The following is a 17314-nucleotide window of genomic DNA, read 5'->3' as shown; positions in this document are numbered from 1 at the left end:
GAGGCCGGGGCCAGTGCCCATTTCGCCGTACAGGAGACAACCCGCCATGGCCCAGAACGTGCTCGCCGTCTATCCCGGAACCTTCGACCCCATCACCCTGGGCCATGAGGACGTGGTGCGCAGGGCCACCCAGTTGTTCGAACGCGTGATCGTCGCCGTGGCTGCGGGCCACCACAAGAAGACCCTGTTCAGCCTCGACGAGCGCATCGACATGGTGCGCGAGGCGGTCAAGGCCTACCCCCAGGTGCAGGTGGAGAGCTTTTCGGGCCTGCTGCGCGATTTCGTCGTTTCGCGCGGCGGCAAGGCCATGGTGCGCGGCCTGCGTGCCGTGACCGACTTCGATTACGAATTCCAGCTCGCCGGCATGAACCGCAGCCTGATGCCCCAGGTGGAAACCGTATTCCTGACGCCCAGCGACAAGTACCAGTTCATCAGCAGCACCTTCGTGCGCGAGATCGCGGTGCTCGGCGGCGAGGTGACCAAGTTCGTCTCGCCCTCGGTGGAGGAGCGGCTGGCCGTCAAGGTCCGCAGCCTGGCGCCCCAACCATGATCTGGCCGGTTTGCGTACGGCTCTTGCGTTACCAGCCAACCTTTGAACGGCGCGCTGCCTAAGCCAGGACCGGCCGCGCAAGGGCCGCCCCGCCGCGCTGGCGGTGTCCCCCTTCCCGAATGGCGCAGCCATTCGAGAGAAGGGGTGAAGGCGCGCAGCGCCTGAGGGGGTTGTACTCTATGCAGTCCAGCCGCCGCGCTGGAGCCACTGTGTCAACAGGGTGTTGACCACCTCGGGCCGCTCCATGGTCAGCATGTGGCCGCAATCGGCCACCACCTCGAACTCGGCGCCGGGGACCAGGCCTGCGATCTCCTCGGAGCAGGCCAGGGGCGTGAGCTGGTCGGCCTCGCCGCAGACCACCAGCACCGGGCATTTAAGCTCGGGCAGGTGCAGCCGGGCATCGGGCCGCGCGATGACGGCGCGGTTCTGCCGCACCAGTTGTTCGGCGCCCGCGCGCAGCACGAAATCGAGGTAGTCCTGCACCAGGTCGGCACGCGCCGCGCTCGTGGGGTGGAAGGCGAAGGTCACGTTGGGCTCGATCACCTCGCGCACGCGCCCCTGCTCGAACAGTGCGATCGCCGCTTCGCGCAGCGCCTGCATCTCGGCCGTCTCCGGCCGGGCCGTGGTGCCCAGCAAGGCCAGCCCGAGGACGCGGCCCGGGGCCTGCCGTGCGGCTTCCATGGCGACCATGCCACCCATCGAGGCGCCGCACAGCAGCAGGGGGCCGGGGTATTGTTCCAGCAGCAGGGTCGCCATGGCCTGCACGGTCGTGGCCTCGGGCCGGGTGTGCACCTCGGTGATCTCCGGGCGCAGGGCCGCAGGCAGCACAGCGCTCTGGAAGCGCCACATCGTCGCATCGCCCGCCAGGCCCGGAATGAGCAGGAGTTGCGGTGCAGGGCTGGGCGGTGGATTGCGGGTCATCGTCATCGTCTTCGGGTCGGTCTTCAGGTCGTCAGCGTCGGGGTGGCTTGGTCCGCGGGTCACTCCAGCGCACTGGTGGCCAGGTGGGGCGCACCGCTGTCGGCAGGCTGCTGCGCCTCCTGCACCAGGTCGTGCACGAAGCGCAGCTTGACCATGGCGCCGGACGACAGGGCAAACGGGTAGGCGTCGTCCTGCCCCAGGCTGCGGTTCAGGCTGTTGAGCAGCAAGGTCAGCGGCACCCATTGGCGCACCAGGTCCTGGAAGTCCGGATGGCTGGCTGCGAACGGGTCGGTCACGTGGTGGCGCAGGGCCATGTGGGGGTCGGGCACGGTCACGGCGGTCTGGTAGCTGGCGGCGGTCTCCAGCAGGTCCACCATGTGCAGGTAGTGGGCCCAGGTCTCGGCCCAGTCTTCCCACGGGTGGGCGGCGGCGTAGGCACTGACGTGGTTCAGGAACCAGTCGTTGCCGTTGCTGCCCTTGGCATAGTGCGCGTCGAGCGCTGCGGCATAGTCCTGGCGCTCGTCGCCGAACAGGTTGCGGAAGGCGTCGAGCCGCTGCCCGTCGCGCACCAGTTGGTCCCAGTAGAAGTGGCCAGACTCGTGGCGCAGGTGGCCGATGAGGGTGCGGTAGGGCTCGCCCAGGGCGATGCGCCGGCGCGCGCGCTCGTCGTCATCGGCCTCGGCCACGTTGAGGGTGATGGTGCCGCCCTGGTGGCCGGTAAGGATGGCCGGCCCGCCCAGCAGGTCCGCCAGGAACTCGAACACCGGGCCCGAACGGCCGGGCACCGGCTCCAGCCCCAGGCGCGCAAGGGTGTAGAACAGCTGGCGCTTGGCCCCCTCGATCTGCTTCCAGCGGCGCAGGTTGGCCGGGTCCGACAGATCGGGCAGCAGGCGCGTCTGCCGGCACGAGACGCACAGCTGGGCATAGTCGTTGGACGGCACCGCGAAGTTGCAGGCGTCGTAGGTGGTGTGGTTGTGGCACATGCGGTACAGCCGGCCGCTGTACTGCGCCGTGCCACGCTCGCCCAGGCGCCGCCACAGGTCGGGGCCATCCTGGGGCGCGGGCGTGAGCGCCGCCATCGTCAGTTGGTCTGGCAGGAAGGCCAGCGCGCTGCCACAGTGCAGGCATTGCACGCTGTCGAAAAACACCAGATGACCGCAATGGTCGCAATTGAATACCCGCATGGGGTGAGCTTAAACCCAGACGCTGCGCGGCAGTGGACTCATTGGAGGGTCTTCCATGCAAATGGAGCTACAAGCCATGCCGCAATGACAAAAGCGGGCCATGCGGTGAGGCAGGGCCAGCTGATTGTTCCTGTCCTTTGCTATGGGCGCGGCCTATGCCAGTGCCCCCGCGCAAGGGCCGCCTCGCCGCGAAGGCGGCATATCCAGCGCTTGCGCTGGGGGCGTCCCCCTCTCAGATTGCGAAGCAATATGAGAGAGGGGTGAAGGCGCGCAGCGCCTCAGGGAGGGGGTGTCCCCTATTACGGACGGACTACGATGCTGTTGCGCACTTCGCGGACATGCTTGGTGTTGCGGGCGATGTTTTCGGCCTGGTTCTTTTCAGAGGCCGACTTGGCGAAGCCCGACAGCTGCACCGTGCCGTTGAGCGTTTCCACGCTGATCGAGGTGGCCGATACCGTCTTGTCTTCGGCCATCTTGGCCTTCACGGCGGTGGTGATGCCGGCGTCGTCGACATAGGCGCCGACGGTCTGCTGGTCGCGTGCGACCGAGCATCCGGTGGCGGTGACGATGGTGATGCCGGCGACGGCGGCAAAAGCGAGGGCACGTGCGTATTTCATGATTTGTCCTTCTGGGTTGGTTGTTGGCAAACGCGGGTGCTTTTTTTCAAGTGCAGCCTGTCGGTCTTTTGCACCCTCCATGACCGGTAGGCTGTGGGATGCTGGAACAGCGGGCGGGTAGGCCTATTGCTCCAGCAGGTCTTTCAGTTCATCGGCATGCTCTTCCTCGTCGGCCAGGATGCCTTCGAGCATGCGGCGCGTCGTGGGGTCCTTGTCGCCGATGAGATCGATCATCTGGCGGTAGGCCTCCACGGCCACACGCTCTGCAACCAGGTTGGCACGCACCATGGCCTTGAGGTCCGAGGAGGTGTCGTACTGCGCATGGCTGCGCGAGAGCAGGGTGTCAGGCGCAAAGTCGGGTTCGCCACCGAGCTGCACGATGCGCCGTGCAATCTGGTCAGCGTGACCGGACTCTTCGTTGGCATGGACCATGAATTCACTGGCGATGGCCGGCGATGACAGGCCGTGGGCCGTGAAGTGGTGGCGCTTGTAGCGCAACACGCACACCAATTCGGTGGCCAGGGCGTCATTGAGCAGCGAGATGATGTCCTCGCGATGCTCTGCGAACGCGGGGGTGACAGCCCCGTCGTCCAGGTTGCTCGTGGCCGCGGCCTTGAGGGCTGACTCATCGAGCACCATCTTGCGAGCGCGCTGACCGTGGGGATCGTTATTGTTTTGGTTGTTCATGGCAAAGCCTGAAAGGGGACGGTACAGCTCAGTAGGCCCGGCGACGCGAGGCCATCAAGATCAGGCTCGCCGTGAGTGCCCCAACTCCCGCTGCGATCAAGATGGACTTGCCCGGCTGCTCGGCCACGTACTTGCTGGTGGCATCGGCCACTTCCTGCACCTGGCGGCGGGCACGGGCGCTGGCGTCGGCGGCATAGTCGATGCTGCGGCTGGCCAGTTCCTGGGCGCGGGCGGCCAGGTCGTCGATGGCCGGGTCGGCCTCGCGGCGCAGGGCACGTACCTTGTTCTCGGCCTTGTCCAGCGAGTCGTTGGCGACGCTGCGCGTGGTTTGCACTGCGTCCTGGGCGCTTTGCAGCACGTCGTCGGCGAGGCTGCGGGCTCCTGCGGCAACCTTGTTGGTGGCGGTTTGGATGGTCATTGGGTCACTCCTTGGTGTAGACGATGGGATGTTTGGTCAGCTCGGTCCGGGGCACTCAGCCCCTTCGCAGCAGGCCCATGACGAAGGTGACGACAGCCATGATCACGAACACGAAGAACAGGATCTTGGCAATGCCCACGGCACCAGCGGCAATGCCGCCGAAGCCGAAGATGGCTGCGATCAGTGCGATGACCAGGAAAACGACGGCGTAGTGCAGCATGTGCTTCTCCTTGTTGGTGCCGGAAGTCCGGCGAGTGGTGGAGCGCCTTTCTTTTCTTGGCGCCTGGGTCCAATGTAGGGGGCCCCTGTCGGCTGGAATGCCGGTGGCCGGCGCGCCCATTTGTCGGTGCCCGGACGCCTGGTGTGTAGGACACGGGCTTGCGCAAGGGTGCTGGGCGCGCGCGTGCCCGGCCAGGCCAAGGAACTCCAGGGTCCAGGCCGTGTGGTCTTTTGCGAAGGGAGATGGAGCCTGCTGCAGCGGCCCCAGGCAGCGCAGCGGGTTGCCGGGTGGCTGTGCTCAGCCCTGCAGCGGCAGGATGGCCGAGACCAGCGCGCCGTTGCCTGGGCGCGAGGTGATGGTCAGGCGCCCGCCGGCGGCCTCCACGCGGTGGCGCATGCCGGCCAAGCCGTGGGACGAGGGGCTTACGCTGGCCGGATCGAAGCCCTGGCCATCGTCGCGCACCTGCACCGCCACATGCTTGGGGTGGCTGTGCACGGAGACCAGCACCTTCTGCGCCTTGGCGTACTTGCCGATGTTGGTCAGCGACTCCTGCACCAACCGGTAGACGGTGAGCTGCGTGGGCTCGGGCAGCTGCACCGGCTCCAGGCTGGTTTCCACCTCGATGCCGGCGCGCTCGCCGTATTCGCGCGCGAGGATCTCGATGGCCGCGGTGAGCCCCAGGTTGGACAGGGACGAGGGGCGCAGGTCTTCGATGATGCGGCGCTTGAGCGCGATGCCGCTGTTGAGGGTTTCGGTCAGGTGCCGCAGGCGCTCGGCGATCTCGGGCACCTGGGTGTCGATCTTGGATTTGAGGCGCGCCACGTCGAGCTTGGCGGCCGTGAGCAGGGCGCCCAGTTCGTCGTGCAGCTCGCGCGCCAGGTGGCCGCGCTCGTCCTCGCGCACCTGCTGCAGGTGGCTCGCCAGCTCGGACAGCGTGGCCGTGCGCTCGCGCACCAGGCCTTCGAGCCGGTCGCGCTCGCGCTCGAGCAGCAGCTGCTCGCGCAGGCTGAACTCCTGCAGGGCGTTGGCCTGGCGCAGGTACATGAAGAAGGCCAGCAGGCCGATGGCGGTGACCGTGGCGATGCCGATGCGCGAGAGCATCAGCGAGCGCAGCACCTGCGCCTGTCCCTGCTTGACGACGACGGCACTGCGGTCGATGAGGGCCTGGGCGTGCTTGCGGATGGCCTCCATGTTCTCCATGCCCACGTCGGTGTGCAGGATGAACTTCCAGGCATCTTCATTGCCCTGGCGGCGCAGCTTGAGGCTGAGCTCCATCTCGGCGAGCTTGCGCGAGATCTGGCGCGACAGCATGGACAGTTCCTGCATGTCGTCGGGCGAGTCGAGGAACTGGTTGCGCAGGTTGTCGAGGTCCTGCTGCACGCTGGCCAGCGCCTTGTCGTAGGGCTCCAGGTAGCGGTCGTTGCCGGTGAGCAGGTAGCCGCGCTGGCCGGTCTCGGCGTCCAGCATGCTCTGCAGCAGGCGGTTCAAGGCGCCGTGCGTCACCTGGCCGTGGGCCATCTGCGTGACGGCGCCTTGCGAGCGCATGTGTCCGACCTCGTTGATCCCCACCAGCACCAGCGCCGCGAGCAGCGCCATGGGCAGGCTCAGGGCCATCTTTCGGACTTTGGGCAGCAAGTCCCTGGCGATCTCTTGCAAATTCATATGCGTTATTCTGGATAATGGCCACAGACCGGCCCATGGCGCTGCCCTAGAGCGGGTGATCGCAACGCAGGTGCATTCAACAAAAATTGGGAGTGGGCAGTCCCCTCCCTGAAAGAACGCTCAATGATCAAGATCGGCATTGTGGATGACCATGCAATTGTTCGCTCCGGACTGCGCCAGTTCCTGTCCGAGCACGTGGACCTGCGCGTGGAAGGCGAGGCCTCCAACGGCCGCGAAGCCATCGACCTGGTCCGCACCCATGAGATCGACGTGCTGCTGATGGACCTCTCCATGCCCGGCCAGAGCGGCCTGGACGCCCTGGCCATGCTGCGCGCCAAGGCGCCGGACATGGGTATTCTGATCCTCAGCGGCTACCCCGAAGAGCATTACGCGATCAACCTCATCCGCCAGGGCGCCAGCGGCTACCTGAACAAGGAGTGCGATCCCGCCGAGATCGTCGAGGCCATCCGCATCATTGCCCTGGGCAAGCGCTACCTGACCCCGGCCGTGGCCGACCTGCTGGCCCAGCAGCTCAACCGCAAGGACGACGCCCCGCCGCACGAGCAGTTGTCGGAGCGCGAGTTCCAGGTGTTCCTCAAGCTGGCCAAGGGCGAGACGGCTGGCGACATCGCCAAGTCGCTGTCGCTGAGCGTGAAGACGGTGAGCACCTACCGCACGCGGCTGATGGAAAAGATGAGTCTGTCGTCCAACAGCGATCTGACCTACTACGCGCTGAAAAACCGCCTCATCGACTAAGCGGGCCACGGCCGCCCGGCGGCAGGCGCGCCAAGGCGTGCATGCCGCGGCGGCCCTGCGCAGGCGGGCGCGGTTCTTCATCGGGAGGGACGGGCAGGCTGGCGCAACGCCAGCGCACTCAATGGTTGCCGCGCACAGGTATGCGGGCGATGTGGGCGGGGTGTACGCTGCCATGCTCTATGCAGTAGTCCACCAGGGCATCGATTTCATTGGATTTGTCGAACACCGCATCCACGCCCAGCTGGGCGCAACGCATGCGGATGTCGGGGGTGGCATAGTTGCTCAGCACCACCATCTTCTGGTGCGGGGCACGGTCGCGGCAGGCGGCGAGCACGCCCAGGCCGCTGCCCTGGCGCAGGAACAGGTCGACGATGGCCAGGTCCCATTGTTCCTGGTGGCCGGTGAGCCAGCCCTTGCCCTCGTCCTCGGTCTCGGCCACGCCCACCGCCTCGACGGACGCCAGCTCTTCCAGGGTACCGATGAGGTTCTCCCGAATGGTGGCATTGTCTTCAACGATGTACGTGCGGAGTTTCACTACCTGATCCATAAGACGGCCGGTACTGGCAACCCGGGCCTGGTTCTGAATTTAACCGAAGCGTGCCTGCCATTCTGACAGCAGCCGCGCGCGGCCAGCGTAGGAGGGCTCCTACGGTGACGCGCACACGCCACATCCCGGTGCGCGCTGCACATGCATGGTGCTCCATTCCATCGAGCGGCCGTCCAGCATCATCAGCCGCCCGGCCAGCGTGGGGCCCACGCCGGTGACCAGTTTCAGGGCCTCTGCCGCCTGCATGGTGCCGATGATGCCCACCAGCGGCGCGAACACCCCCATGAGCGCACAGCTGACCTCCTCGAACTCGGCGTCCGGCGGGAAGATGCAGGCATAGCAGGGCGCCTGGCCGCTGCGCGGGTCGATCACCGTGATCTGCCCGTCGAAGCGGATCGCCGCCCCGGCCACCAGCGGCACGCCGTGGCGCACGCAGGCCGCGTTCACCGCGTGGCGGGTGGCGTAGTTGTCGCTGCAGTCCAGCACCACGCTGGCGCCGGGCAGCAGCTGGTCGAGCAGGGCGGCATCGGCACGGGCCTCGATCGCCCGGACCTCGACCTCGGGGTTGATCGCGGCAATCGCCTGCGCGGCCGACTGCACCTTGGGCGTGCCAACGCGCGCCGTGGTGTGCGCGATCTGGCGCTGCAGGTTGGTCAGGTCCACCGTGTCGTCGTCCACCAGGGTGATGCGCCCGATGCCGGCAGAACCCAGGTACAGCGCCGCGGGCGAGCCCAGGCCCCCGGCGCCGATGATGACGGCATGGGCGGCCAGCACGCGCTCCTGGCCCTCGATGCCAATCTCGTCGAGCAGGATGTGGCGCGAATAGCGCAGGAGCTGGTCATCGGTCATGGGGCGTCGTGCTCTGGGGGCGGGCTGCAGGTCGGGCTGCGATTGTGCGGGAGATTGCGTCCCGGTGGTGGCGGGCGTGAAAAAGGCCGGGCTCCCTGGGGAGACCGGCCTTGTGCGGGTGGGAGCTGTGCTCGGGGAAGAACTCAGTTTTCCTTCTTTTCTTCCTTGCGCTCGGTCAGCGTCTTGCTGACCAGCACGGGGCGGCCCTTGAGCTGGTTCAGGGCCTGCACGAGCTGGAAGTCCTTGTCGGTGCCGAATTCTGGCGGCTTGCGGTCGGCGGCCGGCTTCTTGGCTTCTTCTTCCAGGCGCTTGCGTGCCTCTTCGCGGGCCTTTTCACGGGCGGCATCCTTCTTTTCCTCGCCCTGGCCGCTGCCCAGGTGCTTGTCCAGGTCGGCCTCGCGCATGCGCAGGGCGGCGAACACATTGCCTTCCTCGGACTCGTCGATCATCACGTCGGGCACGATGCCCTTGGCCTGGATCGACTTGCCGCTCGGGGTGTAGTAGCGCGCCGTGGTCAGCTTGATGCCGGTGTCCGGGCCCAGGGGGCGCACAGTCTGCACCGAGCCCTTGCCGAAGGTCTGGCTGCCCATGATGGTGGCGCGCTTGTGGTCCTGCAGCGCGCCGGCCACGATCTCGCTGGCCGAGGCCGAGCCTTCGTTGACCAGCACCACCATGGGGACCGACTTGATGGCGGCCGGCAGGCGGCGCAGGGGGTCGCCCCCGCTGCGGCGCTGGTAGTACTCGGGCGCCGCCTTGTAGGTGGACTTGCTTTCGGCCAGCTGGCCGTTGGTCGTGACCACCGTGACGTTCTCGGGCAGGAAGGCGGCCGAGATGGCCACGGCCGCGTCGAGCAGGCCGCCCGGGTCGTTGCGCAGGTCGAGCACCAGGCCCTTCACGTTGGGGTCCTGCTTGTAGATCTCTTCGACCTTGCGCACGAAGTCGTCCACCGTGCGTTCCTGGAACTGCGACAGGCGGATCCAGCCATAGCCGGGCTCGATCACCTTGCCTTTGACGGACTGGGTCTTGATCTCTTCGCGCGTGATGGTCACCGGGAAGGTGCGGCTCTCGTCCTTGCGGAAGATCGTCAGCGTGACCTTGGTGTTGGGTTCGCCGCGCATGCGCTTGACGGCGTCGTTCAGGGCCAGGCCCTTGACGGCGGTCTCGTCGATCTGGGTGATCAGGTCGTTGGTCTTCAGGCCCGCGCGGAACGCGGGTGAGCCTTCGATGGGGGAGACCACCTTGATCAGCCCGTCTTCCTGGGTGATCTCGATGCCCACGCCCACGAAACGGCCGGAGGTGCCTTCGCGGAATTCTTTGAAGGACTTCTTGTCGAAATACTGGGAGTGCGGGTCCAGGCTGGCCACCATGCCGGAGATGGCATCGGTGATGAGCTTCTTGTCATCGACCGGCTCGACGTAGTCGGTCTTGACCAGGCCGAACACGGCCGACAGCTGCTGGATCTCTTCCAGCGGCAGGGGCGTCATGGCACCGCGCGCAACGGTCTGCAACGACACCGTGGTGAGCGCTCCAGCCACCACACCTACCGACACCCATCCTGCTATTTTGAGTTTGTGGCCCATAGAACACCTTTACCGCATCAATATACACCTGGGAAGCTGGCCGGATGCCTTTTTTACACGCCTGTGAAAACAAGCGTTTCAAAAAGGCCTCTGTCCACTTCTTAGAAGGGCCCAACCCGCCGCAGTTCCGCGCCGGGACTCGCTTTCGCAGGTCAGAAGGGGGCAATTGGCGGGCTTTACCCCCGCTTTACGCCGATTTCTAGGCCTTGCCTTGCGAAGCCACCGCCGCGGCGGCCTTGGCCGCTGCTTCAGCGTCACCCAGATAGTAGTGGCGGATGGGCTTGAGGCCTTCGTCCAGTTCGTATACCAGTGGAATCCCGTTGGGAATGTTCAGGCCCACGATCTCGTCGTCCGAGATGTTGTCCAGGTACTTGACCAGGGCGCGGATGGAGTTGCCGTGCGCCGCCACCACCACGCGCTTGCCGCCCTGGATGGCCGGGGCGATGGACTCGTTCCAGAACGGCAACACGCGCGCCACGGTGTCCTTGAGGCACTCGGTCAGCGGCACCTGGCCGGCGTCCAGGCGGGCATAGCGCACGTCGCTGCGCTCGCTGCGCGGGTCGGTGGCTTCCAGCGCCGGCGGCGGCGTGTCGTAGCTGCGGCGCCAGACCAGCACCTGCGCATCGCCGTACTGCTTGGCCATGTCGGCCTTGTTCAGGCCCTGCAGGGCGCCGTAGTGGCGCTCGTTCAGGCGCCAGCTGTGCACCACGGGCAACCAGGTGCGGTCCATCTCGTCCAGGGTGTGCCACAGCGTGCGCGTGGCGCGCTTGAGCACGCTGGTGTAGGCCACGTCGAACTCGTACCCCTCGGCCTTGAGCAGGCGGCCGGCGTTCTTGGCCTGGTCCACGCCCGTGGGGGTCAGGTCCACGTCGGTCCAACCGGTGAAGCGGTTTTCAAGGTTCCAGGTGGATTCGCCGTGGCGGATCAGTACGAGTTTGTGCATGGTTTCCCTTGGAGGAGCGGGTCAAAACCATACATTTTAGAATTGCACCGTTCGCCAACCCAAGGAATCTCCGTGAAATTCATTATCGACAACTGGTATCTGGTCTTCGTGGCACTGGCTTCGGGCAGCATGCTGATGTGGCCTTTGCTCAAGAACGCCAGTGGCGGTTCGCTCACCCCGGCCGGGGCCGTGCAGCTCATCAACCGCGAAAAAGCCGTCGTCATCGACGTCTGCGAGACCGAGGAGTTCGCTGCCGGCCACGTGGGGGGCGCCAAGAACATCCCGCTGAACCAGCTCGAAGAGCGCCTGGCCACCACGGTGAAGAACAAGGCCCTGCCGCTGGTGCTGGTATGCGCCACGGGCGCACGCGCCAACCGTGCCGTGGGCATTGCCAAGAAGCTCGGCTACGAGAACGTGCAGGCCATGGCCGGCGGCCTCAAGGCCTGGCGCGAGGCCAGCCTGCCCGTTGAAAAGGCCTGAAGCGCCCCGAGATGACAGGGGCGGGCGCCCGGCGCCTCCCCTCCATCGCTCCGTGGCAGCAGCGGCTGCCCCCTATGAAAGATGCCCACCATGCAACCCGTGAAGATGTACACCACCGCCGTCTGCCCCTACTGCATCCGTGCCAAGCAGATCCTCAAGTCCAAGGGCGTGGAGCAGATCGAGGAGATCCGCATCGACACCGATCCGTCGGCCCGCACCACCATGATGGAGATTACCGGGCGGCGCACCGTGCCGCAGATCTTCATCGGCGACACCCATGTCGGCGGCCACGACGACCTGGTGGCGCTGGACGGCCGCGGTGGCCTGATGCCGCTGCTCGGAGTCCAGTGATCGGCTAGGCCCGTCTTCGGGCGCTGCATAATGCAGCCCCATGTGCCCGCTGCGGGAGCCCTTCCCCGGCGGGTTTCATTTTGTCACCCGCTCGTTGTTTGAGCACAAGAGACTTATCAACCATGGCCGACCAAGAAAATCCCGTTTTCCAGATCCAGCGCGTCTACCTCAAGGACATGTCGCTCGAGCAACCGAACTCCCCCGGCATCCTGCTGGAGCAGGAACAGCCCAGCGTGGACATCCAGCTGGGCGTGGAAGCCACTCCCGTGGCCGAAGGCATCTTCGAAGTCGCCGTGACCGCCACCGTGCAGACCAAGGTCAAGGACAAGACCGTGTTCCTGGTCGAAGCCAAGCAGGCCGGCATCTTCGAGATCCGCAACATCCCTGAAGACCAGATGGGCGCCATCATGGGCATCGCCTGCCCGCAGATCGTCTACCCCTACCTGCGCGGCAACGTGGCCGATCTGATCAACCGCGCCGGCTTCCCGCCCGTGCACCTGGCCGAAATCAACTTCCAGGCCATGTTCGAGCAGCAGCAAGCCCAGGCCGCGGGCAATCCGTCGCCCATCATCACGCAGTAAGCGTGGTTCGCGGGGGCGCAGCATGCCGTCCCCGCCGCTTGATCCTCCTCCAGGCGTTCCTTCCTCCACCATGAAAATCCTTGTTCTGGGCGCAGGCGCCTGGGGCTCTGCCGTGGCCATGAGCGCCGCGCAGCACCCTGCCGGCCACGCCGTCACGCTGTGGGCGCGCGATGCGGCCCAGTGGGCTGCCATGCAGGCCGGGCGCGAGAATGCGCGCTACCTGCCGGGCATGGCCTTTCCGCCCACGCTGGCGCTGGCCACGGGGGACTTCGCTGCGCTGGCCGCGGCGGCCGACCTGGTCATCGTGGCCACGCCCATGTCGGCCCTGCGCGGCATGCTGCAGGCGCTGCACGCCTGCCCGGCCCCCGTGGCCTGGCTGTGCAAGGGTTTTGAATCGGTGGCCGGCGATGCGCCCGGCGGTTTCGGCCTGCTGGCGCACGAGGTGCGCACCGCAGTCGCGCCCCAGTTGCAGGCCGGTGCCCTGAGCGGCCCCAGCTTTGCCCAGGAAGTCGCCCGCGGCCAGCCCACGGCCCTGGTGGCGGCCAGCGGGCATGCCAGCGTGCGCGATGCCCTGGTGGCCGCCTTCCACAGCCCCAGCGTGCGCGTGTACGCCAACGAAGACATCGTCGGCGTGGAGGTGGGCGGTGCGGTGAAGAACGTGCTGTCCATCGCCACCGGCCTGTGCGACGGGCTGGAGTTGGGCCTCAATGCCCGTGCCGCGCTCATCACGCGCGGCCTGGCCGAGATGACGCGCCTGGGCCTGGCCCTGGGCGCGCGGGCTGATACCTTCATGGGCCTGTCGGGCCTGGGGGACCTGGTGCTGACCGCCACCGGCGACCTCTCGCGCAACCGCCGCGTGGGCCTGCTGCTGGCGCAGGGGCAGACCCTGGCCCAGGCCGTGGAATCGCTCGGCCACGTGGCCGAAGGCGTCTACAGCGCACGCACGGTGGCCCAGCGCGCCCGGCTGCTGGGCGTGGACATGCCCATCACCGATGCCGTGGTGGCCCTGCTCGATGGCCGGCTGCAGCCTGCCGAGGCGGTCGCCCAACTCATGGGCCGCGATCCGCGCGGCGAGGCCTAGTCAGCTGCCGGCCGACAGGCGGCGCAGCAGCCCCTCTTCGTCGTCGGGGTGGAAGAAGTAGGGGTAGAAGCTGCGCTCCTGCGCCGACAGGCCGGGCCTGCCGCCGAACTGGTCGATCAGGCGGCGCCCCTTGTTTCCATCCATGTGCAGCAGCACGGCCGGGGCGCCCACGCGCTGGCACATGCGCGCCGATCCCACCGGGTCGAAGCGCAGCATGCGCATGTAGAACGGTGCATGGCGCGGGTTCACCTCGATCACGATGTCGGTCGCCCGGCGTGCGCGGAAGGCCACGATAAAGGCGATGTGGAAGATGGCACCCAGCACCTGCTTGGAGCGCACGCCCGGGTCCATGGCAAGCTTGCCGATCTCGCAGATGCGGGCGCGGCGCTCGCGCAGGTCGCCGATGAACTCGGGGAACTGCTCCTCTGCCGCCAGGTGGCCATCGTCCAGGCGCACGGAGATGGTGCCCGCGGGTTGCCCGTCGATCTGCACCACCAGGCTGCTCAGGTCGAAGTCGTGCGTCAGCGTGGCCTGCATGCTGTAGCCCCGGCTGGCGTACATGCGCGCCAGCACGCCCTGGCCTTTGCGCGACAGGCGGATCTTGCAGCTCTTGGTCTCGGTGGTGCCCAGGCGGCTCAGGTACTCGCCCGGGTACTCCAGTTCGACGATGGTCCGTTCTTCGGCTTGCATGGCAGGCTCCTCCCGGTTCCTCCATGCCCTTGGTTCAGCCGCCCCAAGGGGGTGGGACAAGGCACGGAAATCCACCAGCCTAGCGGCGGCAGCGGCCATCGGCAAACATTAAACGGCAGGTGGCGACCAACGGCCGCGTGGCTTGCGCGAACGGCGCCGCGCAGTCAAAAAAAGCCGCATCCGCCTTGGGGGCGGATGTGGCTTTGTGCGGTTGGCACGGTGCCCCTCGGGGCACGGTATCAAAGCACCCCGAACAGCATCAACAGCAGGACGAGGGAAAGTGGGACGCCGAGCAGCCAGAGAATGATGGGCATGGTGATCTCCTTGGAAACGGGTGGAAGTGGATAAGTGACTTCACTGTATTCCCGCCCCCTGGCCTCGCCTGTCCTCCAACGCGGCGCCCGGGCGTAGGCCCGAGCCTACCGGCCTTGCAGGGGCAGGTGCCATGCCCCCGCGCGCTGTTTACAGCCCTTCTTCCAGCGCCAGCAGCTCCTGCACCGTCTGGCGGCGGCGGATCAGGCGGGCCTGGCCGCCATCCTCCACCAGCACCTCGGCGATCAGCGGGCGCGTGTTGTAGTTGGAGGACATGGAGGCCCCGTAGGCGCCTGTGTCGTGGATCACCAGCAGGTCGCCCACGCGCGCTTCGGCCAGTTCGCGCGGCAGCACCACGCCGCCATCACCCTGGGTGAACACGTCGCCCGACTCGCACAGCGGCCCGGCTACCACGGTGGGGCGCGTGGTGGCGGTGCTGCTGCCATCCCTGCGCAGCACTTCCATGGCGTGGTAGCTGCCGTACATGGAGGGGCGCATCAGCTCGTTGAAGCCTGTGTCCAGCAGCACGAAGTGGTTGCTGCCGGCGTTCTTGGTGGCACGCACCTCGCCCAGCAGCACGCCCGACTCGGCCACCAGGAAGCGACCCGGCTCGATCTCCAGGCCCAGTGGGTGGCCGACGATGGCCTCGGCCTGCTGGCGCGCCGTGTTCCACAGGCCGTGGTAGTGCTGCGTGTCGATCACCGGATCGCCGCTGCGGTAGGGGATGGACAGGCCGCCGCCGGCCGAGATGGCGTGCAGGTCGTGCCCGGCCGCGTGGGCCGTGCGCACCAGTTCCACCATGGCGCCGCAGACCTCGGCCAGGTGGGCGTAGTCCACGCCCGAGCCGATGTGCATGTGCAGGCCGGTGAGTTGCAGGCCGTGCTGCGCGATGGCGGCCAGTGCGGCCGGCAGGTCGGTGTGCCAGATGCCGTGCTTGCTGTGCTCGCCGCCGGTGTTGGTCTTGTTGCTGTGGCCGTGGCCGAAGCCGGGGTTGATGCGCAGCCACACCGCATGGCCGGGCGATGCGACGCCCAACTGGTGCAGCATGTCGATGGAGCCGGCATTCACCGGCACGCGGTGCTCGACCACGCAGGCCAGTGTGTCGGCATCGAACAGGTCGGCCGTGAACACGATCTCCGAGGGCTCGCCACCGGCCTGGTAGCCCGCGGCCAGCGCGCGCAGGATCTCGCCGCGCGAGACCGCGTCCACCTTCACGCCCTGCTCGCGCATGAGCTTCAGGATGTGGATGTTGGAGCAGGCCTTCTGGGCAAAGCGCACGGTGTCGAAGTTGGACACCTGGGCGATGCGCTGGCGGATGGTGGCGGCGTCGTACACCCACAGCGGGGTGCCGAACTGCGCGGCCAGGGACTGCAGCTGGGTGGGGGAGAAGGGATTGGACATGCGAAAAGCTCCGGGGAATGCGGGGAATGGCCCGATCATGCCGCCCTCCAATCATCCAGTCCAATGCTTGTTTTGTGGAATCTATTCATTTTGGATATGCTTTGCGGCATGATCCACCCCCCTGATGACACCGCCCCGCCGCCGCGCATCGGCCACCGCCATATCGAGGTGTTCCGCGCCGTCATGCTGGCCGGCAGCGCCACCGGGGCCGCCGAGCTGCTGCACACCTCGCAGCCAACGGTGAGCCGCGAGCTGGCGCGCCTGGAGTCGCTGCTGGGCTACTCCCTGTTCGACCGCGTGCAGGGCCGGCTGCGCCCCCATGCCCGGGCCCTGGTGCTGTGGGAGGAGGTGCAGCGCTCCTGGCAGGGCCTGGACCGCGTGGTCGATCGGGCCGTGGCGCTGGGGCGCTTGGCCGGTGCCGCGCAGTCGCTGTCGGTGCTGTGCCTGCCCGCGCTGTCCCATGCGCTGCTGCCGGGGGCCGCCGCGCGCCTGCTGACGCAGTACCCGGGCGCCCGGGTCTCCGTCACACCCCAGGAACCGCCCTTGCTGGAAGAGTGGATGACGGCGCAGCGCTTCGACATGGCACTGAGCGAGCAGGTCTCCACCCCGCCCGGTACGCGCTCGCAGCGGCTGCTGACCTTGGACGAGGTGGCCGTGCTGCCTGCAGGCCATGCGCTCGCTGCAAGGCCCGTGCTGCAGCTGGCCGACTTTGCCGATCAGCCGTTCGTGAGCCTTTCGGCCGACGATCCGTACCGCCGCCAGATCGACACCCTGTTCGCCGAGGCCGGTGTGCCGCGGCAGATGCGCATGGAGACGCACAGCGCGGTGGCGGTGTGCGCGATGGTGCAGCGCCGGCTGGGGGTGGCCATCGTCAATCCGCTCACGGCGCTGGCCGTGGCGGGGCAGGGGGTGGTGGTGCGCAGGGTGGGGTTTTCGGTGCCGTTCAGTGTGAGCCTGGTGTTGCCGTTGTACCGGGCGGCGTTGGAGGAGGTGGGGTGGATGGTGGAGGCTTTGGAGGCGGAGGCGGGTGATTTGAAGGAGCGGCTTGGGCGGTTGGTTTAGTTGTTGCGTTGTTGTCGTGGTTGCGGTGTGCCCCTGTTGAGGGCGGAGGCCGGGATGTGCGCCCGGCGGCGCAGTAACTTTCTCTTGCGTCGCCAAGAGGGTGTAGAAAAAACAAAATACAATCCTGCAGCATTGATTCAACAGGAGCAATGCGATGGCAAGGACAGGCCGACCACCCGTAATTGCGCCGGCAGAGTACGCGGCCTTGCGCGAGGTGGTGAGAGACAACGCGCAGGCGACGCTGCCCGAACTGGCGCTGGCCTGGGCCGATCACATGGGCCGCAATGCCCCCAGCACCGTGACCATGCGGGCGGCCCTGAAGGCTGCTGGCTTGCAACGGACGCAGCCCAAAGCCCAGCTCTCGCGTGCGCAAACCCAGCAGCCCGTCAAGCGCTACGGCTACAACGCCCAGCATCGGCCCA

The 17314-nt window shown here is 67.1% G+C and carries 21 protein-coding genes; 8 read left to right on the top strand and 13 right to left on the bottom strand.

The genetic code is table 11. The annotated features are described in order from the left end of the window. Positions 1 to 46: 46 nt before the first annotated feature. Positions 47 to 550 (top strand): pantetheine-phosphate adenylyltransferase, encoded by a 504-nt coding sequence (coaD, locus tag AC07PF_RS07790; protein ID WP_007861533.1) that lies wholly within the window; start codon positions 47 to 49, stop codon positions 548 to 550. 177 nt (positions 551 to 727) lie between these two features. Here coaD and AC07PF_RS07785 read toward each other — a convergent pair whose 3' ends face one another. The 7 genes from AC07PF_RS07785 to AC07PF_RS07755 all read right to left on the bottom strand — a co-directional run bounded on the left by AC07PF_RS07785 (position 728) and on the right by AC07PF_RS07755 (position 6259). Next, the gene (locus AC07PF_RS07785; RefSeq protein ID WP_494611416.1) at positions 728 to 1477 is read right to left on the bottom strand and encodes an alpha/beta fold hydrolase; all 750 of its coding nucleotides are present in this window, start codon (positions 1475 to 1477) and stop codon (positions 728 to 730) included. A gap of 53 nt (positions 1478 to 1530) precedes the next feature. Then, complete coding sequence (locus AC07PF_RS07780; protein WP_007860305.1) at positions 1531 to 2655, bottom strand: zinc-binding metallopeptidase family protein; 1125 nt, start codon at positions 2653 to 2655, stop codon at positions 1531 to 1533. A 299-nt stretch (positions 2656 to 2954) separates the two neighbouring features. Continuing rightward, a complete protein-coding gene (locus AC07PF_RS07775) occupies positions 2955 to 3272 on the bottom strand; it encodes a BON domain-containing protein (protein WP_007860306.1) in 318 nt (105 codons plus the stop codon). 123 nt (positions 3273 to 3395) lie between these two features. Continuing rightward, complete coding sequence (locus tag AC07PF_RS07770; protein ID WP_007860307.1) at positions 3396 to 3959, bottom strand: ferritin-like domain-containing protein; 564 nt, start codon at positions 3957 to 3959, stop codon at positions 3396 to 3398. Between the two features lie 28 nt (positions 3960 to 3987). Then, the gene (locus tag AC07PF_RS07765; RefSeq protein WP_145695635.1) at positions 3988 to 4377 is read right to left on the bottom strand and encodes a DUF883 domain-containing protein; all 390 of its coding nucleotides are present in this window, start codon (positions 4375 to 4377) and stop codon (positions 3988 to 3990) included. A 55-nt stretch (positions 4378 to 4432) separates the two neighbouring features. Continuing rightward, complete coding sequence (locus AC07PF_RS07760; RefSeq protein WP_007860309.1) at positions 4433 to 4597, bottom strand: DUF1328 domain-containing protein; 165 nt, start codon at positions 4595 to 4597, stop codon at positions 4433 to 4435. Between the two features lie 297 nt (positions 4598 to 4894). Further along, positions 4895 to 6259 (bottom strand): sensor histidine kinase, encoded by a 1365-nt coding sequence (locus tag AC07PF_RS07755; RefSeq protein ID WP_494611415.1) that lies wholly within the window; start codon positions 6257 to 6259, stop codon positions 4895 to 4897. Positions 6260 to 6382: 123 nt separating this feature from the next. Here AC07PF_RS07755 and AC07PF_RS07750 point away from each other — a divergent pair, with 123 nt between their 5' ends. Further along, on the top strand, positions 6383 to 7015 hold the full coding sequence (locus AC07PF_RS07750) for a response regulator (protein ID WP_007860319.1): 633 nt from the start codon (positions 6383 to 6385) through the stop codon (positions 7013 to 7015). Positions 7016 to 7133: 118 nt separating this feature from the next. Here AC07PF_RS07750 and AC07PF_RS07745 read toward each other — a convergent pair whose 3' ends face one another. From AC07PF_RS07745 to gpmA, 4 genes are all read right to left on the bottom strand, one after another. Then, positions 7134 to 7550 carry a response regulator gene (locus AC07PF_RS07745; protein WP_035206272.1) on the bottom strand — a complete coding sequence of 139 codons (417 nt, stop codon included), beginning with the start codon at positions 7548 to 7550 and terminating at the stop codon, positions 7134 to 7136. A 111-nt stretch (positions 7551 to 7661) separates the two neighbouring features. Further along, positions 7662 to 8411 (bottom strand): HesA/MoeB/ThiF family protein, encoded by a 750-nt coding sequence (locus tag AC07PF_RS07740; RefSeq protein WP_494611414.1) that lies wholly within the window; start codon positions 8409 to 8411, stop codon positions 7662 to 7664. 143 nt (positions 8412 to 8554) lie between these two features. Next, on the bottom strand, positions 8555 to 9991 hold the full coding sequence (locus AC07PF_RS07735; RefSeq protein ID WP_007860323.1) for a S41 family peptidase: 1437 nt from the start codon (positions 9989 to 9991) through the stop codon (positions 8555 to 8557). Between the two features lie 199 nt (positions 9992 to 10190). After that, positions 10191 to 10934, bottom strand: a complete 744-nt coding sequence (gene gpmA / locus AC07PF_RS07730) for a 2,3-diphosphoglycerate-dependent phosphoglycerate mutase (protein WP_007860325.1) — start codon at positions 10932 to 10934, stop codon at positions 10191 to 10193. Positions 10935 to 11006: 72 nt separating this feature from the next. Between gpmA and AC07PF_RS07725 the strand changes: the two genes are divergently transcribed. The 4 genes from AC07PF_RS07725 (at position 11007) to AC07PF_RS07710 (ending at position 13427) form a co-directional block, all read left to right on the top strand. Further along, positions 11007 to 11414: a rhodanese-like domain-containing protein gene (locus AC07PF_RS07725; protein ID WP_145695631.1), complete on the top strand. Its 408-nt coding sequence runs from the start codon at positions 11007 to 11009 to the stop codon at positions 11412 to 11414. Positions 11415 to 11504: 90 nt separating this feature from the next. Then, positions 11505 to 11765, top strand: a complete 261-nt coding sequence (gene grxC, locus AC07PF_RS07720) for a glutaredoxin 3 (protein ID WP_007860329.1) — start codon at positions 11505 to 11507, stop codon at positions 11763 to 11765. Positions 11766 to 11887: 122 nt separating this feature from the next. Next, positions 11888 to 12346 (top strand): protein-export chaperone SecB, encoded by a 459-nt coding sequence (secB, locus tag AC07PF_RS07715; protein ID WP_007860332.1) that lies wholly within the window; start codon positions 11888 to 11890, stop codon positions 12344 to 12346. Positions 12347 to 12416: 70 nt separating this feature from the next. Further along, positions 12417 to 13427 (top strand): NAD(P)H-dependent glycerol-3-phosphate dehydrogenase, encoded by a 1011-nt coding sequence (locus AC07PF_RS07710; RefSeq protein ID WP_007860334.1) that lies wholly within the window; start codon positions 12417 to 12419, stop codon positions 13425 to 13427. Here the strand turns inward: AC07PF_RS07710 and AC07PF_RS07705 are convergent, their stop codons facing one another. Together AC07PF_RS07705 and lysA are read right to left on the bottom strand one after the other, a co-directional pair. After that, a complete protein-coding gene (locus tag AC07PF_RS07705; RefSeq protein WP_007860336.1) occupies positions 13428 to 14117 on the bottom strand; it encodes an N-acyl amino acid synthase FeeM domain-containing protein in 690 nt (229 codons plus the stop codon). Positions 14118 to 14579: 462 nt separating this feature from the next. Next, positions 14580 to 15830, bottom strand: coding sequence for a diaminopimelate decarboxylase (gene lysA / locus AC07PF_RS07700; protein WP_007860338.1), 1251 nt, complete (start codon positions 15828 to 15830; stop codon positions 14580 to 14582). A 108-nt stretch (positions 15831 to 15938) separates the two neighbouring features. Between lysA and AC07PF_RS07695 the strand changes: the two genes are divergently transcribed. Further along, positions 15939 to 16892, top strand: a complete 954-nt coding sequence (locus tag AC07PF_RS07695) for a LysR family transcriptional regulator (protein ID WP_494611413.1) — start codon at positions 15939 to 15941, stop codon at positions 16890 to 16892. Positions 16893 to 17046: 154 nt separating this feature from the next. Continuing rightward, positions 17047 to 17314, top strand: a 268-nt coding sequence (locus AC07PF_RS07690; protein WP_494611411.1) for a hypothetical protein, incomplete at its 3' end; no start/stop codon positions are given.

The organism is Acidovorax sp. GW821-FHT10A04, assembly GCF_059415825.1.
The sequence above is the reverse complement of the archived record's forward strand: the minus strand, read 5'-3'. Positions and strand labels throughout refer to the sequence as shown.

Excerpts from the sequence above, each read along its gene's own strand:
- coaD (WP_007861533.1), top strand. The coding sequence starts at position 47 with ATGGCCCAGAACGTGCTCGCCGTCTATCCCGGAACCTTCGACCCCATC.
- AC07PF_RS07785 (WP_494611416.1), bottom strand. The coding sequence starts at position 1,477 with ATGACGATGACCCGCAATCCACCGCCCAGCCCTGCACCGCAACTCCTG.
- AC07PF_RS07780 (WP_007860305.1), bottom strand. The coding sequence starts at position 2,655 with ATGCGGGTATTCAATTGCGACCATTGCGGTCATCTGGTGTTTTTCGAC.
- AC07PF_RS07775 (WP_007860306.1), bottom strand. The coding sequence starts at position 3,272 with ATGAAATACGCACGTGCCCTCGCTTTTGCCGCCGTCGCCGGCATCACC.
- AC07PF_RS07770 (WP_007860307.1), bottom strand. The coding sequence starts at position 3,959 with ATGAACAACCAAAACAATAACGATCCCCACGGTCAGCGCGCTCGCAAG.
- AC07PF_RS07765 (WP_145695635.1), bottom strand. The coding sequence starts at position 4,377 with ATGACCATCCAAACCGCCACCAACAAGGTTGCCGCAGGAGCCCGCAGC.
- AC07PF_RS07760 (WP_007860309.1), bottom strand. The coding sequence starts at position 4,597 with ATGCTGCACTACGCCGTCGTTTTCCTGGTCATCGCACTGATCGCAGCC.
- AC07PF_RS07755 (WP_494611415.1), bottom strand. The coding sequence starts at position 6,259 with ATGAATTTGCAAGAGATCGCCAGGGACTTGCTGCCCAAAGTCCGAAAG.
- AC07PF_RS07750 (WP_007860319.1), top strand. The coding sequence starts at position 6,383 with ATGATCAAGATCGGCATTGTGGATGACCATGCAATTGTTCGCTCCGGA.
- AC07PF_RS07740 (WP_494611414.1), bottom strand. The coding sequence starts at position 8,411 with ATGACCGATGACCAGCTCCTGCGCTATTCGCGCCACATCCTGCTCGAC.
- AC07PF_RS07735 (WP_007860323.1), bottom strand. The coding sequence starts at position 9,991 with ATGGGCCACAAACTCAAAATAGCAGGATGGGTGTCGGTAGGTGTGGTG.
- gpmA (WP_007860325.1), bottom strand. The coding sequence starts at position 10,934 with ATGCACAAACTCGTACTGATCCGCCACGGCGAATCCACCTGGAACCTT.
- grxC (WP_007860329.1), top strand. The coding sequence starts at position 11,505 with ATGCAACCCGTGAAGATGTACACCACCGCCGTCTGCCCCTACTGCATC.
- secB (WP_007860332.1), top strand. The coding sequence starts at position 11,888 with ATGGCCGACCAAGAAAATCCCGTTTTCCAGATCCAGCGCGTCTACCTC.
- AC07PF_RS07710 (WP_007860334.1), top strand. The coding sequence starts at position 12,417 with ATGAAAATCCTTGTTCTGGGCGCAGGCGCCTGGGGCTCTGCCGTGGCC.
- AC07PF_RS07705 (WP_007860336.1), bottom strand. The coding sequence starts at position 14,117 with ATGCAAGCCGAAGAACGGACCATCGTCGAACTGGAGTACCCGGGCGAG.
- lysA (WP_007860338.1), bottom strand. The coding sequence starts at position 15,830 with ATGTCCAATCCCTTCTCCCCCACCCAGCTGCAGTCCCTGGCCGCGCAG.
- AC07PF_RS07695 (WP_494611413.1), top strand. The coding sequence starts at position 15,939 with ATGATCCACCCCCCTGATGACACCGCCCCGCCGCCGCGCATCGGCCAC.